The 16153-nt window shown below is 60.1% G+C and carries 16 protein-coding genes; 5 read left to right on the plus strand and 11 right to left on the minus strand.

Translation table 11 applies throughout. From position 1 onward, the window contains the following. Positions 1–44: 44 nt before the first annotated feature. From APH41_RS19970 to APH41_RS19995, 6 genes are all read right to left on the minus strand, one after another. Positions 45–1586 carry a SulP family inorganic anion transporter gene (locus APH41_RS19970; protein ID WP_034129222.1) on the minus strand — a complete coding sequence of 514 codons (1542 nt, stop codon included), beginning with the start codon at positions 1584–1586 and terminating at the stop codon, positions 45–47. Between the two features lie 85 nt (positions 1587–1671). Next, positions 1672–2403, minus strand: a complete 732-nt coding sequence (locus tag APH41_RS19975; RefSeq protein WP_003187331.1) for a carbonic anhydrase — start codon at positions 2401–2403, stop codon at positions 1672–1674. Positions 2404–2631: 228 nt separating this feature from the next. Further along, positions 2632–3690, minus strand: coding sequence for a PA0069 family radical SAM protein (locus tag APH41_RS19980; RefSeq protein WP_034129221.1), 1059 nt, complete (start codon positions 3688–3690; stop codon positions 2632–2634). Positions 3691–3772: 82 nt separating this feature from the next. Continuing rightward, a complete protein-coding gene (locus tag APH41_RS19985) occupies positions 3773–5071 on the minus strand; it encodes a cytochrome c (RefSeq protein WP_054897244.1) in 1299 nt (432 codons plus the stop codon). 12 nt (positions 5072–5083) lie between these two features. Further along, positions 5084–6868, minus strand: a complete 1785-nt coding sequence (locus APH41_RS19990) for a GMC family oxidoreductase (protein WP_032894333.1) — start codon at positions 6866–6868, stop codon at positions 5084–5086. 2 nt (positions 6869–6870) lie between these two features. Further along, positions 6871–7623, minus strand: coding sequence for a gluconate 2-dehydrogenase subunit 3 family protein (locus tag APH41_RS19995; RefSeq protein ID WP_003187325.1), 753 nt, complete (start codon positions 7621–7623; stop codon positions 6871–6873). A gap of 275 nt (positions 7624–7898) precedes the next feature. Between APH41_RS19995 and APH41_RS20000 the strand changes: the two genes are divergently transcribed. Then, positions 7899–8549 carry a dual specificity protein phosphatase family protein gene (locus APH41_RS20000; protein ID WP_054920946.1) on the plus strand — a complete coding sequence of 217 codons (651 nt, stop codon included), beginning with the start codon at positions 7899–7901 and terminating at the stop codon, positions 8547–8549. A gap of 108 nt (positions 8550–8657) precedes the next feature. On the opposite strand, the gene APH41_RS20005 is transcribed toward APH41_RS20000, so the two are convergent. Further along, positions 8658–8933: a YheV family putative zinc ribbon protein gene (locus tag APH41_RS20005; protein WP_020301415.1), complete on the minus strand. Its 276-nt coding sequence runs from the start codon at positions 8931–8933 to the stop codon at positions 8658–8660. Beyond that, positions 8930–10981: an oligopeptidase A gene (gene prlC, locus APH41_RS20010; RefSeq protein WP_054897247.1), complete on the minus strand. Its 2052-nt coding sequence runs from the start codon at positions 10979–10981 to the stop codon at positions 8930–8932. Before prlC ends, APH41_RS20005 begins: the two co-directional genes overlap by 4 nt. 101 nt (positions 10982–11082) lie before the next feature. Here prlC and APH41_RS20015 point away from each other — a divergent pair, with 101 nt between their 5' ends. Further along, positions 11083–11625, plus strand: a complete 543-nt coding sequence (locus APH41_RS20015; RefSeq protein WP_054920956.1) for a gamma carbonic anhydrase family protein — start codon at positions 11083–11085, stop codon at positions 11623–11625. Beyond that, complete coding sequence (locus APH41_RS20020) at positions 11622–12281, plus strand: HAD family hydrolase (RefSeq protein WP_054920962.1); 660 nt, start codon at positions 11622–11624, stop codon at positions 12279–12281. Before APH41_RS20015 ends, APH41_RS20020 begins: the two co-directional genes overlap by 4 nt. A gap of 95 nt (positions 12282–12376) precedes the next feature. Here the strand turns inward: APH41_RS20020 and APH41_RS20025 are convergent, their stop codons facing one another. Continuing rightward, on the minus strand, positions 12377–13420 hold the full coding sequence (locus APH41_RS20025; RefSeq protein ID WP_054920964.1) for an aminopeptidase: 1044 nt from the start codon (positions 13418–13420) through the stop codon (positions 12377–12379). A gap of 110 nt (positions 13421–13530) precedes the next feature. Here APH41_RS20025 and APH41_RS20030 point away from each other — a divergent pair, with 110 nt between their 5' ends. Then, a complete protein-coding gene (locus tag APH41_RS20030; RefSeq protein WP_054920967.1) occupies positions 13531–13953 on the plus strand; it encodes a hypothetical protein in 423 nt (140 codons plus the stop codon). Position 13954: 1 nt separating this feature from the next. Here APH41_RS20030 and APH41_RS20035 read toward each other — a convergent pair whose 3' ends face one another. Beyond that, on the minus strand, positions 13955–14194 hold the full coding sequence (locus APH41_RS20035) for a DUF1161 domain-containing protein (protein WP_003187312.1): 240 nt from the start codon (positions 14192–14194) through the stop codon (positions 13955–13957). A 212-nt stretch (positions 14195–14406) separates the two neighbouring features. After that, positions 14407–14838: an OsmC family protein gene (locus APH41_RS20040; RefSeq protein WP_034129212.1), complete on the minus strand. Its 432-nt coding sequence runs from the start codon at positions 14836–14838 to the stop codon at positions 14407–14409. A gap of 217 nt (positions 14839–15055) precedes the next feature. On the opposite strand from APH41_RS20040, the gene APH41_RS20045 reads away from it, so the two are divergent. Then, positions 15056–16057, plus strand: coding sequence for an LLM class flavin-dependent oxidoreductase (locus APH41_RS20045; RefSeq protein ID WP_034129211.1), 1002 nt, complete (start codon positions 15056–15058; stop codon positions 16055–16057). The last annotated feature ends 96 nt before the right edge of the window (positions 16058–16153 follow it).

Consider the following 16153-nt stretch of genomic DNA (forward strand, 5'->3'; position numbering starts at 1 on the left):
AGCGCCATCGCGGGCAAGCCCGGCTCCCACAGTTTTTTGAGAGGTCAGGCAGGCGCTGAGCCGATCCCCACTGTCGTTCTCACCCGACCTTCCAGCCGACGCTTCAAACCGCGAGCCTCGATCACCAACGTCGAGCCCTTGGCCGCATTGGCCCGGCCCCATTCTTCCAGCAACTCCAGGCAAGAGTGGTCGATGTAACTCAAGTTGCTCAACGGCACATGCAGGGTGGTCCCCGCAGGTACCGCCGACAACACTTGAGTCAACGCCGGCACCTTCAGAAAGGTCGCCGCCCCCGTCAAACGCAGCTCCATCTCACCTTCCTGGGGCAGGTCGATCAGACTGACTTTCAGGCGCGACGCCTTGAACGCCAGCTTCACCAATGTAAGCCCAAACCCCACCAGCACACCGGTCAGCAAATCGGTGAAGATGATTGCCAGTGCCGTGGCCGCATAGGTGAACATCGGCATCCGCCCATAGCGGCCCAGCGCCTTGAACGCCTTGATGTCTACCAACTTGATGCCGGTGTACACCAGCACACCCGCCAGGCTCGCGACCGGAATGCTCTGCAGCACGCTCGACAGCAAGAGCACGAAACCCAGCAGCCATAGGCCATGGAACATCGCCGACAGACGCGTGGTTGCCCCGGCCTGGACGTTAGCCGAGCTGCGCACGATCACGCCGGTCATGGGCAAAGCGCCAACCAGACCGCAGAGCATGTTGCCCACCCCTTGGGCCGACAATTCCTTATCGAAATCCGAACGTTGACCACTGTGCATGCGGTCCACCGCTGCGGCAGACAGCAGGGTTTCGGCACTGGCAATAAACGCCACGGCGAATGCCGCGATCAGCAACTGTGGATCCGCCAGGTTCAGCAAGTCGCTGGGGCGCAGCCAGTCGATAGCGTCCGCCAGGTTTTCCGGGACTTCCACGCGCTTGACCTGCAACGCCAGCACCAGGCTGGCAACAGTCGCCAGGCCCACGCCAAGCAACGCGCCAGGTACAAACCGCAGTTGTTGCGGGCGGAATTTGTCCCACAGGTACATCACCAACATCGTCGACAAACCAAGTACGCCAGCCTGCCAGCCGAGCCCGCCGCCGAAGGTAGGAATTGCTGCAGCCAGCGCTGCCGGGAAGCCGGCCAGGTTATCCAGCCCTGAAGGCTTGGGCGCGCCGTCGAGCATCACATGAACCTGCGACAGCACGATCAACACGCCAATCCCGGCCAACATGCCGTAGACCACCGCCGGCGCGGTGACGCGAAACCAGCAGCCCAGGCGCAAACGCCCGGCAACCAATTGCAGGAAGCCGGCCAGCAACAGGATCGGCCCCAGCATCAGCATGCCGTGCTGGCGCACCAGCTCGAACACCAGCACCGCCAGACCCGCCGCCGGGCCGCTGACTTGCAGCGGCGAGCCGGCCAACCAGCCCACCACCAGGCCGCCGATGATGCCAGTGATCAGGCCCTTGGCCGGCGGCATGCCGGACGCAATCGCGATGCCCATGCACAGTGGCAAGGCGACCAGAAAAACAACCACCGAGGCGAGCAGCTCCCGTGGCAATACAGCTTTCAATTGAGCAGCACGCATGATGACTCTCCCGAGGCATTCGCCGGGCGCGGTAAAGCCTGGCTGCATCCATGGCAGCCACCGCATTACCCGGCAGGGAAGTGTTTTAGAAGCGCGCTTTAGGCGTCGCTGAAGGGATCGGCTCGGTGCCGTTCAGCGGTCGGAACGCCGCTTTGTCCGCATCGTAGGCCCGAATTTCGCTGGTCTCGATGTTGTAGATCCAACCATGGATAAACAAATGACCATTGGCCATGCGCGAAGCCACGGAAGGGTGGGTACGCAAATGTTGCAGTTGGGCGATGACGTTTTCTTCGGTCAGCACCGCCATGCTCTCGCCTTCGTTGGCGCAGTCGCAGTTGTCATGGACCATGGTCTTGGCGACCTCGGCGTGACGCAACCAGGCCTTGACCGTCGGCATCTTTTCCAGACTGTCGGGGTTGAGCACGGCACGCATGGCGCCGCAGTCCGAATGCCCGCACACGATGATGTGCTGTACGCCAAGGGCGAGCACAGCGTATTCGATAGCCGTGGAAACACCGCCGTTCATCTGGCCGTAGGGCGGCACCACGTTACCGACGTTACGGGTCACGAACAGGTCGCCTGGGGAGCTCTGGGTGATCAGCTCGGGCACGATGCGCGAGTCGGCGCAGGTGATGAACATCGCCCGTGGGCTCTGGGCGGTGGCGAGTTTCTTGAAGAGTTCTTCCTGCTGGGGGAAGACGTCGTGATGGAAATGCAAAAAGCCGTCAACGATATGCTGCAGCGCTGCATCGGCGGATTCCGCCACCTGAGGGGCTGAAGCCGACGCAGCCAACGGCTGTTTATCCTTGTCACTCATGATTCATCCTCTTGATCAATGCAGGGGAGGGTTCAGGTCAGTTCGACGCCATGGCGGTGAAATAGTTGTAAAACAAGCACCGGCCAGGCTGCCGACTCATCAGTCACTCGCTGAACAAGGTAAACGTCGAAACTTAACTCAAACTGAATGAACCGCTCTAGAACGCGGGTTTCAGTGATGTCAAAACGCGACTATTCCTACAGCAAAGGTGCACGTCTCTCCCTCAGTCTACAACAAAGCCATCTGCCTGCCCGGTGGGCAAAACGCCGTGCAATCAAGGTTGAACCCTTCCCGCCGATTCAGCCCCAGACGCTTGATCGCCTTGCTGAAACGCTGCGCCAGCAAATCGGCAAACGGCCCTTCACCGCGCATACGCACGCCAAACCGGCTGTCATACACCTCACCCCCGCGTACTTGACGCACCAGGCTCATCACATGGGTTGCTCGCTGGGGGTAATGGGCCGCCAGCCACTCCTCGAACAACGGCGCCACCTCCAACGGCAGGCGCAGCATCATATACGCCGCGCTTTGTGCGCCGGCCGCGTGAGCTTCGGTAAGCAGGCTTTCCAGCTCGCTGTCGTTGATCATCGGGATCATTGGCGAACAAAGCACGCCCACCGGGATGCCTGCGTCACGCATTACCCGAATCGCCCGCAGCCGTGCCTTGGGGGCCGCCGTGCGCGGTTCCAGGATGCGCTTGAGCTCGTCGTCCAGGCTGGTGAGGCTGATCATCACCCCCACCAGGCGCTGGCGGGCCAACTCGGTCAGCAGGTCGAGGTCGCGCAGGATCAGCGAGCCCTTGGTGATGATCGTCACTGGGTGGCGGTAGCGCAGCAGTACTTCAAGGGTTTGCCGGGTGATCCGGTATTCGCGCTCGATTGGCTGGTACGGATCGGTATTGGAACCCAGGTTGATCGGCGCACACACGTAGCCCGGCTTGGACAGCTGCTGTTCCAGCACATCGGCCGCGTTGCTCTTGGCAATCAATCTGGTTTCAAAGTCCAGCCCGGGCGACATGTCCCAATAGGCATGGCTGGGCCGCGCATAGCAGTAGATGCAACCATGTTCACAACCACGATACGGGTTGATCGACCGATCAAACGGCAAGTCCGGCGAGTTGTTGCGGGTGATGATGGTCTTGGCCGTTTCGATACGCACTTCGGTGCCTTGGGTCGGCGGCACTTCCTGGTACCAACCGTCGTCCTCGGCCACGCTGACGGTGGGTGCAAAGCGATTATGCAGATTGGTGGCCGTACCCCGGCCACGGGGCGGCAGCGCAGTAGACATGAAAACGCCTCGATACTGTTTTTATATACAGTATCGAGGCGCGAGGTTTCTGACCAGTGCCGTTGGGCGGCCAGCGAACTTATCAGTGCTTTTGCGTCACCTGCCCCAAGTCATCGCCCGAGGTGGTGTGCAGATCGTTTTTGCGCAGGTCCGCCACATCGCTCGCCTTGACCGGCGCGCCCTGGTTGCCCCAGCTGCCACGGATAAAACTGACCACATCCGCCACTTCCTGGTCCGACAGACGCCAGGCGAACGCTGGCATAGTGAAGGTTGATGGCGCCGCATGGGTGGCCGGCAAGGTGCCGCCGTTCAACACAATGTTGATCAACGACGTGGCATCTGCCGTCTGCAACACCGGGTTGCCCGCCAGCGCCGGGAATACCCGCGTATAGCCATGGCCGTCGGTACGGTGGCAGGCCGCGCAGTTGTCGATATACACCGAGGCGCCCGGCTTGCTGTCATCACCTTTCCAGAGCGCTTCGGCTACCTGCTTGTCGTACTGGTGCGGCTGGTCCTTCGGATCGACTGCCGGCAGGCTCTTGAGGTATCGCGCGATAGCGGTCAGGTCATCTTCCGACATGTACTGCATGCTATGGACGACCACATCGCTCATACCGCCGAACACCGCACTGCGGTCACTGCGACCGGTCTTTAGGAACTGCACCAGCTGCTCTTCGCTCCAGCTGCCGAGGCCGTCCTTGTGGTCGCCGCGCAGGCTTTTGGCAATCCAGCCTTCCAACGGCGCACTGCCAGAGAGGAAGGCGCTGCCGTCCGTGGCACTCAGGGCTTTTTCCTGCATGGTCAGGGCACGCGGCGTATGGCAGGCGCCGCAATGTCCGAGACCTTCCACCAGGTAGGCACCGCGATCGATCACCGGGTCGGCAGCGGCTTGCGGCTGCTGCGCCTCGACTGCCGGGGCAAACATCCAGCGCCAGGCCGCCAACGGCCAACGCATGCTCAAGGGCCAGGGAATATCGCTGTCCTTGTTTTCCTGGGCAACCGGTTCGACCCCCTTCATAAAGTACGCATACAGCGCTTGCATATCGCTGTCGCTGACACGTGCATAAGACGGGTAGGGCATCGCCGGGTAAAGCGTACTACCGTTCTTGGCGACACCATGGCGCACGGCCTTGTCGAAATCCTCGAAGCTGTAGTCGCCCAGGCCGGTCTTGTCCGGGGTGATGTTGGTGGAGTAGATCACGCCAATAGGCGTTTCCATTGGCAGGCCGCCAGCGAAGGGCTTGCCACCCTTGGCGGTATGGCAGGCAACACAGTCGCCGGCGCGCGCCAGGTATTCACCCTGCTTGATCAGATCGGTTTCGGCGGCGCTGATCGAGCAACTGCTGAACAGCGCCAAGGAGGCGATAACGAGTGCTTTCATGGTCATCGCTCCTTATGCCTGAACCAGCGGGCCGGGGTTTTTGAGGTACTGCTCGCGAATCGCTCGTGCCGACCAATAGGTCAACGCTGCCACCAGGCCGGTCGGGTTGTAGCCCAAGCCTTGTGGGAAAGCGGAAGCACCAGGGACAAAGACGTTGTGCACATCCCAGCTCTGCAAGTAGCGGTTCAACGCACTGGTTTTCGGGTCGGTGCCCATGATCGCGCCGCCGTTGAGGTGGGTGGTCTGGTAGGAGGCGGTATTGAAATGCTCACCAACCTTTTTACCCAGCACGGCGATGGCCTTGGGGTTCATGGCCTGGGCCACTTTGCCCATTTTTTCCATCATGAAGCGGTTCATCTTGATGTCGTTTTCTTGCCAGTCGAAGGTCATGCGCAGCAGCGGCAGGCCGTAGGCATCGCGGTAAACCGGGTCCAGATCCAGGTAGTTGCTCCGGTAGGATTGATGGGCACCGTGGGAATCCATTGAGACCTGATGGGTGTAATAATCGGCGGTGGCGCGCTTCCAGGCACTGCCCCAGGCTGGCGTACCCGGCGGGTTGGACGTACCGGCAATCGGCCGGCTGCCCGCCTGGTTGACCCACATCGGCGAACCACCCACGAAGCCGTGGGGGCCATGGTCAAAGTTGTCGGCGTTGAAGTCGTCGATGGCCACGCCATTGCCGCCCGCGCCGATAAAGTTGTTGGTGTGGGTGTCCTTGTCGAAGAACGCCTTGATGGTGCCCATGTTCTGGTAGGCGAAGTTGCGGCCTACCACACCCTCGTTGGTAATCGGGTCGTAGGGTTTGCCGATGCCGGACAGCAGCATCAGGCGCACGTTATGGAACTGGAAGGCGCCAAGAATCACCAGGTCAGCCGGTTGTTCACACTCGCGGCCCTGGGCGTCGATGTAGGTCACGCCGGTGGCTTTCTTCTTGGTGCTGTCGAGGTTGACCTTGAGCACGTGGGAATTGGGCCGCAGCTCGAAGTTGGGCACCTGGCGCAAGGCCGGCAGGATGTTCACGTTCGGCGAAGCCTTGGAGTACATGTAGCACACGTAGCCACTGCAAAACCCGCAGAAGTTGCACGGGCCCATCTGCGCACCGTAGGGGTTGGTGTACGGCCCCGACGTATTGGCCGAAGGCAGGTTGTAAGGTTTGTAACCTACGTCGGTCGCCGCTTTCTGAAACAGCTGGGCGGAGACGGTATTTTTCTGCGCCTCCAGCGGGAACGGGTTGGAGCGATCCGGCGCGTAGGGGTTGCCGCCACGGCCTTCACCGACCAGTTGGCCCTTGACCGTCCAGGCTTGGCCGGAGGTGCCAAAGACTTTTTCCGCATAGTCGAAAAACGGCTCCAGCTCTTCGTAGCTGACGCCGAAGTCCTGGATGGTCATGTCCTTGGGAATGAAGTTCTTCCCGTAGCGCTCTTCGTAATGGCTGCGCATGCGCAGCTCAATTGGATCAACGCGAAAATGCACGCCGGACCAGTGCAGCCCCGCACCACCAACGCCATTGCCCGGCAAGAACGCGCCCAACTGACGATTGGGCAGGGCGACGTCATTCACGCTGTGGCGAATGGTCACCGTTTCTTTGGAGATGTCTTGGAACAGCTTCTTACGCACGCTGTAGGTCAATTCGTCGATGACCTGGGGATAGTTGCCGTCTGGATAAGTGTCCTGCATCGGGCCGCGCTCCAGCGCTACCACGTTGAGGCCCGCTTCTGTCAGCTCTTTGGCCATGATCGCGCCCGTCCAGCCGAAGCCCACAATCACAGCATCCACTTTCTTCATGATGGTCGCCACGTTTACGCCCTCTCGCCGCGAATGGAAACAGCCGGGAAGGGGTATTGCTCGTTGCGTTCCACCCAATCCATGAAATCGGCGCGGGCGCCGGGGAAGCCGATCATGGTCCAGCCGACCATGCCTTTATTACCGCCGTGGATAGGGTCGCAGAAGAAGCCTTCCTTGGTGTTTTGCAGCAAAAGGTTGAAGAACATCTTGGGCGGCACCGCGTCGAAGTGCGCAGCGACTTCACTGCCGCCAGCCTCCAGGCGTCGCAGCATATCGTCTCGGGTAGCGCTGTCTTGCGCAGCAAAAGCCTTACCGTTGAACGCTTTCGACCACGCATCCGTAGCAGCAATGCCGAGGCGATAGATCTCCTTGGGTACCAATTTACTTTGCCAGCCCATCTCCGGCGCCGCATCAGCGTTGAACGGGCCTTGCATGAACCACAGGGCGCCACTGGCGTAAGGGGTGTTCATCTGGCGGTCGATGTATTCCGGCGCGCCAGCTTCCAAGGCACCTGGGCCTTGGGCGTCAGCGGGAATCAAGCGCTCGACGGCGGCGTTGATAAACGCCCATTCCTCGGCCGTGAAATAACTTGGCTCGTAGGCTTTGTCGCTGACCGCGGGTTTGGCCGGCTCGGCCTGGGCCGGTTCCGGAGTGGCCATTAACATCGAACCGCCAAGGCCGGTGCTGGCAACCGTGACCACCGGGATCAAGGTCAAGGATTTGCGTAAAAAGTCACGCCGGGGGTTGTCTTGATCTTGATCAGACATAGGTACACCTCATCATGTGGTCACGGGTTTATCCGCCGCTTCTGGGAGCAGCGTGAAGGCTTTGCCGCTAATTGGATCCAAGCAGACACAGCACAATGGCAAACATTAGTTACAAATGATAGCAGGCTAAGAATTCAGAGGCGTCGATTCGGTGACAAAAACACCGGATCAGATCGCAAGCATCACGATTCTTTGACACGGACCTCACGCCGTATTGACCCGCTTTAAGTGAATCTGCGGCCCATCAGCCACTTCCTAGCTCGGTCACGACGTTCATGTTCAACACACGCTTACTCCTCGTTCTCGGCCTGGCGCTCATGAGCCTGTTCAGCACCGTACAAGCCGATGAGGCTGCGTCGATCCGCTCGCCGGAGTGGGCCCAGCCGGTGGGTAACCAATACAACCTGCACCAGATGACACCCACGCTCTATCGCAGCGCATTGCCGGATGGACGTGCGCTGCCGTTATTGCAAAAACTCAAGATCGTTACGGTCATCAACTTCCTGCCAGAATCTGATACGCAGTGGCTCCAATCCTCTGATATCAAACAGGTGCAGTTGAGCTATCGAACCAACCACGTCGACGATGCCGACGTGCTGGCGGCAATCAGAGCGATTCAGGCAGCAGAGGCCGATGGCCCGGTGTTGATGCATTGCAAGCACGGCGCCGACCGCACCGGCCTGATGGCAGCGATGTATCGGGTGGTGATTCAAGGGTGGAGCAAGGAGGACGCGCTGAACGAAATGACCTTGGGCGGCTTTGGCAGCAGCAATGGTTTCAAGGATGGCGTTCGCTACATGATGAAAGCCGATGTCGACAAGTTGCGCACAGCTTTGGCGAATGGGGATTGCAGCACCAGCGCCTTTGCGTTGTGCTCAATGAAAGGCTGGATCAGCACAACGGGTAAGGAAGAAAAAAAATTGTAGGAGCGAGCTTGCTCGCGAAGAACGTTAACGATAACGCGCGTTTTCCTGGATAAACGCCGCGCTGTTGAGTTCTTCGCGAGCAAGCTCGCTCCTACAGTGAGTGCCGGCTTAGTCTTTTTTCAGCTTCGGGTTCGGGAAGAACTGCACTGCCTGCACCTTAGGATCGGCCGGCGCTTTCAACGCGGTGGTATTGACCCTAGTGCCCAATTCCTTGGGCACCGACAGGCCTTGATCATTCAGCGTATCGGTATACCCGCAGGCCACGCATTCGCGGTGCGGCACGCTGTCTTCGGTCCACATCTTCAACTTGTCCGGCTCGCTGCACGCCGGGCAGACCGCCCCGGCGATAAATTGCTTTTTGGTAATCACAGGCCCTTCACTCATGCTGCCGCGTCCTCACTCAAGCCGCTGTGGCGCAAGAGTGCGTCAATCGACGGCGCGCGTCCGCGGAAATCGACGAACAGCACCATCGGCGCCTGGGAGCCGCCACGGGCCAGGATGGCTTCACGGAAGGCACGCCCGGTCTGGGCGTTGAGCACGCCGTCTTCCTCAAACTTGGAGAACGCGTCCGCCGACAGCACTTCCGCCCATTTGTAGCTGTAGTAACCCGCCGCATAACCGCCGGCGAAGATGTGAGCGAAGCTGTTGGGGAAGCGGTTGTAGGCCGGTGGGCGCATGACCGAGACTTCATCGCGCACGCCTTCAAGTACCTGGGCCACGCTGCGACCATCGCCATGGGTGGCGTGCAGTTCAAAGTCGAACAGCGAGAACTCCAGCTGACGCACCATCATCAGGCCGGACTGGAAATTTTTCGCCGCGAGCATTTTTTCCAGCAGGTCCTGGGGCAGGGGCTCGCCGGTTTCGTAGTGGCCGGAGATCAGCGCCAGGCCTTCAGGCTCCCAGCACCAGTTCTCCATGAATTGGCTCGGCAGTTCCACCGCGTCCCACGCCACACCGTTGATACCGGATACGCCGGCGTGCTCCACGCGGGTGAGCAGGTGATGCAGGCCGTGGCCGAATTCGTGGAACAGGGTGGTGACTTCATCGTGGGTCAGCAGGGCAGGCTTGCCACTGTCGGCCGGGGTGAAGTTGCACACCAGGTTGGCCACGGGGCTTTGCAGCACGCCATCAAGGGTACGGCGGCGGTCACGGGCACCGTCCATCCAGGCTCCGCCACGCTTGTTGGCGCGGGCATACAGGTCGAAGAAGAAGCGTCCGACGTGCTCGCCGTTCTCCTTGATCTCGAACAAGCGCACATCCGGGTGCCAGGTGTCGAAGCCTTTAAGCTCAGCGATCTCGATGCCGTACAGGCGCTGCACAATGGCAAACAGGCCGCCCAGCACTTTGTCGATGGGGAAGTAGGCGCGCAGCGCTTCCTGGGACACGCTGTAGCGCTGCTCACGCAGTTTTTCGCCGTAGAAACCGCTGTCCCAGCTCTGCAGATCAGCGCAGCCTTGCTCGGCGGCGTAGGCCTTGAGTTGCTGCAGGTCCTGGGCGGCGAACGGCTTGCTGCGCTTGGCCAGGTCGCGCAGGAAGCTCAGCACCTGGTCGCTGGATTCGGCCATCTTGGTGGCCAGGCTCAGCTCGGAGAACGACGCATAACCCAACAATTGGGCCAGTTCCTGACGCAGGTCGAGGATCTGCTCCATCACCGGGCCGTTATCGTTCTGACCGGCATTCGGGCCCTGGTCCGACGCACGGGTGCAGTAGGCGGCGTACACCTCTTCACGCAGGGCACGGTCCTGGGCGTAGGTCATGACGGCGTAGTAGCTGGGGAATTCCAACGTGATCAGCCAGCCGTCGAGGCCCTTGGCCTGGGCGGCGGCAGCCATTTGCGCCTTGGCCGAATCGGTCAGGCCGGCAAGTGTCGCCTCATCAGTGACGTGCTTGGTCCAGGCCTGGGTGGCGTCCAGCAACTGGTTGGAGAATTTGCTGCCCAATTCGGACAGCTTGCTCTGCACCTCGGCGTAGCGTTTTTGCTGCTCCGGCGGCAAATCAATACCCGACAGGCGGAAGTCACGCAGGGAGTGTTCCAGAATGGTTTTTTGCGCCACATCGAAACCGGCAGCTTCCGGGCTGTTGGCCAGGGCTTCGAAGGCCTGGAACAGCTCACGGTTCTGGCCCATTTCGGTGGAGTAGGCGCTCAATGCCGGCAGGCACGCCTCGTAGGCTTCGCGCAGTTCGGCGCTGTTGCACACGGCATTGAGGTGGCTGACCGGGCTCCAGGCTGCGCCAAGGCGATCATTGAGTTCATCCATGGCCAGGACCAGGCCTGCCCACGTCGGATTTTTACCCTGGCTTTGCAGGATCTCTGCGATTGCCACGCGGTTGTCGGCGAGGATCTGTTCGATGGCCGGCTGCACGTGCTCGGCACGGATCGCCGAGAACGGCGGCAGGTCGTAGGACTGCAAAAGAGGGTTGTTCGCGCTCACGGTGGGCACCTTGGCTGAAGAAACATGTAGAACAAAGATGGGGCCATCTTAATTACAATCAACACCCACCGCAGCTATCAGCAGAAGAGAGAGAGGCTATCGTGACCCTTCGCACCTATCAGAACCACACGCCAACCCTCGGCGCCGGGGCGTTTGTCGATATTTCGGCGGTGGTGATCGGCGATGTCGAAATCGGCACTGACAGCTCGGTTTGGCCGCTGACAGTGATCCGCGGCGACATGCATCGCATCCGCATCGGTGCGCGCACCAGCGTGCAAGACGGCTGCGTGCTGCACATTACCCATGCGGGGCCGTTCAATCCGCAGGGTTACCCGTTGCTGATCGGCGACGATGTGACCATCGCCCACAAAGTCATGCTGCATGGCTGCACCGTGGGTAACCGCATCCTGATCGGCATGGGCAGTATCGTGATGGATGGCGCCGTGGTCGAAGACGACGTGATCATCGGCGCCGGCAGCCTGGTGCCGCCAGGCAAGAAACTCGACAGTGGTTTTTTGTATGTGGGCAGCCCGGTCAAACAGGTTCGCGCATTGACTGACAAAGAACGCGCCTTTTTCACCTACACCGCTGCGAACTACGTGAAGCTCAAAGACCTGCACCTGGCTGAAGGATTCGATCAATGACCCTGCATCACCCCACCGTCCTGTTCGACCTGGACGGCACCCTCACCGACCCACGCGAGGGCATTACCCGTTCGATCCAGTACGCCTTGGCCAAACTGGGCATTGATGAGCCCGACCTGACCAAACTCGAACGCTTCATCGGCCCGCCCTTGCTGCAGGCGTTCATGCAGTTTTACGCCTTCGACGAGGCCAAGGCATGGGAGGCGGTGAATTTCTACCGTGAGCGCTTCAAGGTCACCGGCCTGTACGAAAACCGCGTGTTCGACGGCGTCATGCCGTTATTGGAAGAGCTGAACAGCCAAGGGCGTCAGCTTTACGTAGCCACCTCCAAACCGTGGGAATTTGCCCGCGAGATTGCGCGGCATTTCGACTTTGCCAAGTACTTCAAGGTGATCTACGGCAGCGAACTGGACGGCACGCGTACCAACAAGGTCGAGTTGATCGCGCATTTGATGCGTGAGGAACGGCTGGACCCGGCCACCACCTTGATGATCGGTGATCGCAAGCATGACCTGATCGGCGCACGCAGTAATGGGCTGGATTCGGCCGCCGTGGGGTATGGGTTTGGTAGTTTTGAAGAGCTGAGTGCCGAGGCACCGACCTGGCATTTCGAGACGTTGGACCAGATGCATCAGGCGTTTTTGCAGCGTCCTTGAGACCGCTTTCGCAGGCAAGCCAGCTCCCACAGTTGACCGATTTTCAACATGAGGATGCGGTCAACTGTGGGAGCTGGCTTGCCTGCGATAAGGCCCTAACGGCCAACCCTCTCCAACTGCCTCAACGCCGCTTTACGCTGCTCCACCGGCAGCCCACCCAACTTCTCCACCGCCGCATAAAACCTCACCCAATCCCCGCCTTCCCGCGCAAACAACGCCGCAAACGCCGGCACCCATTGGTCATACAACCCAAACGGCAAAAGCCGCGCGTTATTCATCGGCTGGTTAATCCAGGCGTCATAACGCTTGTCACCACCCCATTGGCTATCACGCAGGTGCCGGTATTCACTACGCAACTGCTCGAATTGCGCCGCTTTGGCACGGCGCATCGCGTCCGCTGCCAACGGCTGCGCGTACAACGCCTCCAGGCGTCTACGGGTATCGAGAATCAGCCGGATAAATTGATCGCGTTGCTTCAACGCCGCATCGCCGACAGGCGCCAGGCCCCGCGCCGCACGCCATTGGCGCGTGCCCTCCTGCTCGACAAAACTGGCATAGGACTCGTTGAACTCGGTGTCATCCTTCACGTAGAAGCGCTGGTGGGCCAGCTCATGGAAAATCAGCGTGGCAAGGCGCTCATCGCCCCAGCTCATCATCGAGCTCATGATCGGATCGTTGAACCAGCCCAGGGTGGAGTAGGCCTCCACGCCGCCGATCGACACATCCATGCCCTGTTGCCGCAACAGCGCCGCCTCGCCCCGGGCCGCACCTTGGTTGTAGTAGCCGCGATAGGCGACGCAACCGGCGATGGGAAAGCAATGGTTCTGGGGTGACAGAGAAAATTCCTGCGTGGCGAAGACATTCCAGACCACATAGGGTCGGCCAATATCGGCATAGAGCCGGTAACTTTGATTGTCCGGCAGATGCAGGTGTTCACTGGCAAAGGTTCGAGCTTTCTGCGATTGAGCCAGATGCTCGCGCAGCAGTGGCGGGCGAGCAGGGTCGGCGATGACCTCGGCAACCGGCTCCCGGGCCCGCAACAGGTGCCACTGGCCACTCGCCAACTGGCTGTAATAACTGACACTGGAGCAGCCGCTGAGCAGCAAAACCATCAGTCCTGGAAGAAAACGTCTGATCATGCACTGACTGCTCCTGGGTGATGGGTTCGCCAGACTATCGCGCTTGCCGGGGATTTTTCCACGGCGTGGCGTGTTTATACTCAAGCCTCTTCTCGTGTTGAGTACTTGCCATGCGCCCGCTCTTGCTTCCCGTCGCCGCTGTATTCCTCAGCGCTTGCGCCTCGACCCCCATCCCCCCCGTGGACCCGCAGCAGGCCTGGGTCGATTTCAGCACGCCGACACCGGGTTCCAAGTTGGTGATGGCTCAGCGCCTGGACGGGAAAAACCTCGACGACGGGCGCTTTTTTCAAATGCCTCCCGGCCCTCACGAGCTGATGGTGCGCTTTGACTTTGAAGTGCCCGCTGGCGGCGGCCTGGGTGGCCTCAGCCAGATGATGTATCGCACCTGCTTCATGACGCTGCAGTACGACCACTTTCAGGCCGGCCAGCGCTATGTGCTGGAAGGGCGCTCACTGGCGTTCACGCCCAACATCCGGCTGTACGACTCAACCCGCCAGCTATTGGCCGAAGAGCGCAGCGTGAACTGCATCTGAGTCAGTCGTTGTTCTTTTGATAGATGATGCGCTTGGTGCCGTTTTCGCATGAGCCGACAATCATGGCTTCGTCATGGTTCTTGGCTTCTTCGGCGGTGATGATTTCCAGGGTGTAGGACGGAATCGCCTTGGCCTGGATCTTCACTTCGATTTCTTTCCTGAGCTCTTCACAATCTTTTGGCGCGGCCACGGCCGAAGTGGCCAATACACCGCAGATGATTGCCAAGGCAAAACGTTTCATGTGTGGAGCTCCCTGAATGCGCTGCGCACGAGTGTGCGCCTAGGCTGCATGGGCTATTCGACCACATTTTACAAACACGAGTTCTGATTTTACGCAGGACTAAAAATGTGGGAGCGGGCTCGCTCGCGAATACGGAGTATCAGTCACCGAAGATATCGGCTGATCCACCGCATTCGCGAGCAAGCCCGCTCCCACATAAGATACCTGCTGTGTCAGTTGACCAGCGTGGCATCCAAGGTGATGGTTGCATTCAGTACCTTGGAGACCGGGCACCCTTCCTTGGCTTTTTTGCTCAGTTCATCGAACTGTGCCTGGCTCGCGCCTGGGATTTTGGCTTTCAGGATCAGATGCACTGCTGTAATCGCAAAGCCGCCCTCGACCTGGTCCAGAGTCACTTCGGCCTGGGTGTCGATGCTTTCAGCCTTGAGCCCGGCGTCGCCGAGAATCATGGAAAACGCCATGGAGAAACAGCCGGCGTGAGCCGCGCCGATCAATTCTTCAGGGTTGGTACCCTTGCCGCCCTCGAAGCGGGCCTTGAAGCCGTAGGGCGCTTCGCGCAGCACGCCGGTTTCGGTGGAAATGGAGCCCAGGCCAGTCTTCAGGTCGCCTTCCCAATGCGCGGATGCCTTTTTAACGATACTCATAGCTTTCTCCTCGAACGGTGGTTTTGCGTCGGTAAGGGTTCTGAGGATAGACGTCAAAACAAAGTTCATTCGTAAGAGAAACCTAGCAATCTAGTAGGAAATTTCAGAGCTACCTATTGAATCTCGGGTATATGCCCTCATTGCATAGAGCATGCACATGAAGCGGCAGGTTTTGGTTCGTCTAGAAAGCCTGCGCCCCCATTGGAGAAGCAGGCTTATGAAATCGCTGTCCGACGTAAAGTTCTCGACCCTCGACCTGGTGCCCGTACGCGCCAACGGCAGCCCGGCGCAGTCGCTGCGCAATTCCCTGGACCTGGCCCAGCATGTGGAGAAGTTCGGCTACCACCGTTTCTGGGTAGCTGAGCACCACAATATGGACGGCATCGCCAGTTCGGCCACCTCGGTACTGCTCGGTTACCTGGCAGGCGGCACCTCGACCATTCGCGTGGGGTCTGGCGGGGTGATGTTGCCAAACCACGCGCCACTGGTGATCGCCGAGCAGTTCGGTACGCTGGAAAGCCTCTACCCCGGTCGTATTGACCTGGGCCTGGGGCGCGCGCCCGGTTCCGACCAGATGACCGCCCGCGCCCTGCGCCGTGAACGCTCCGGCAGTGCCGATGACTTCCCCGAAGATGTGGCCGAGCTGATGGCCTACCTCGGCCCGCGTACGCCCGACCAACGGGTTATCGCGGTACCGGGCACCGGCACCAATGTGCCGGTGTGGCTGCTGGGTTCAAGCCTGTTCAGCGCACAATTGGCCGGTGAGCGTGGCTTGCCTTACGCCTTCGCCTCCCATTTCGCACCGCGCTTGATGCATGAGGCAATTCGCGTGTATCGCAATCACTTCAAGCCTTCAGCCGTACTGGACAAGCCCTACGTGATGCTCGGCATTCCGCTGGTGGCGGCCGACACCGATGAGCAGGCCGATTACCTGGCCACCTCGGTGTACCAGCGTATTCTCGCGTTGATGCGCGGCCAGAGCCTGGTGCAGCGCCCTCCAGTAAAAACCATGGACGGCCTGTGGTTGCCCCATGAAAAAGATGCGGTCGGTAGCTTCCTCGGCTTGGCCATGGTGGGCAGCCCGGCGAAGATTCGCGGCAAGTTGGAGGTGTTGATCGAGCAGACCGGTGCCGATGAGCTGATTTTTACCAGTGACCTGTATGAGCACGCCGACCGGATTCATTCCTACGAGCTGCTTGCACAAGTAATGAAGGGCTGAATGGTCAAACGATATACCTGTGGCGAGGGAGCTTGCTCCCGCTGGAGTGCGCAGCGCTCCCATTTTTTTGGGGCCGCTACGCAGCCCAGCGGGAGC

The sequence above is a fragment of the Pseudomonas sp. NBRC 111138 genome (assembly GCF_001320835.1).
Taxonomy (GTDB): domain Bacteria; phylum Pseudomonadota; class Gammaproteobacteria; order Pseudomonadales; family Pseudomonadaceae; genus Aquipseudomonas; species Aquipseudomonas paracarnis.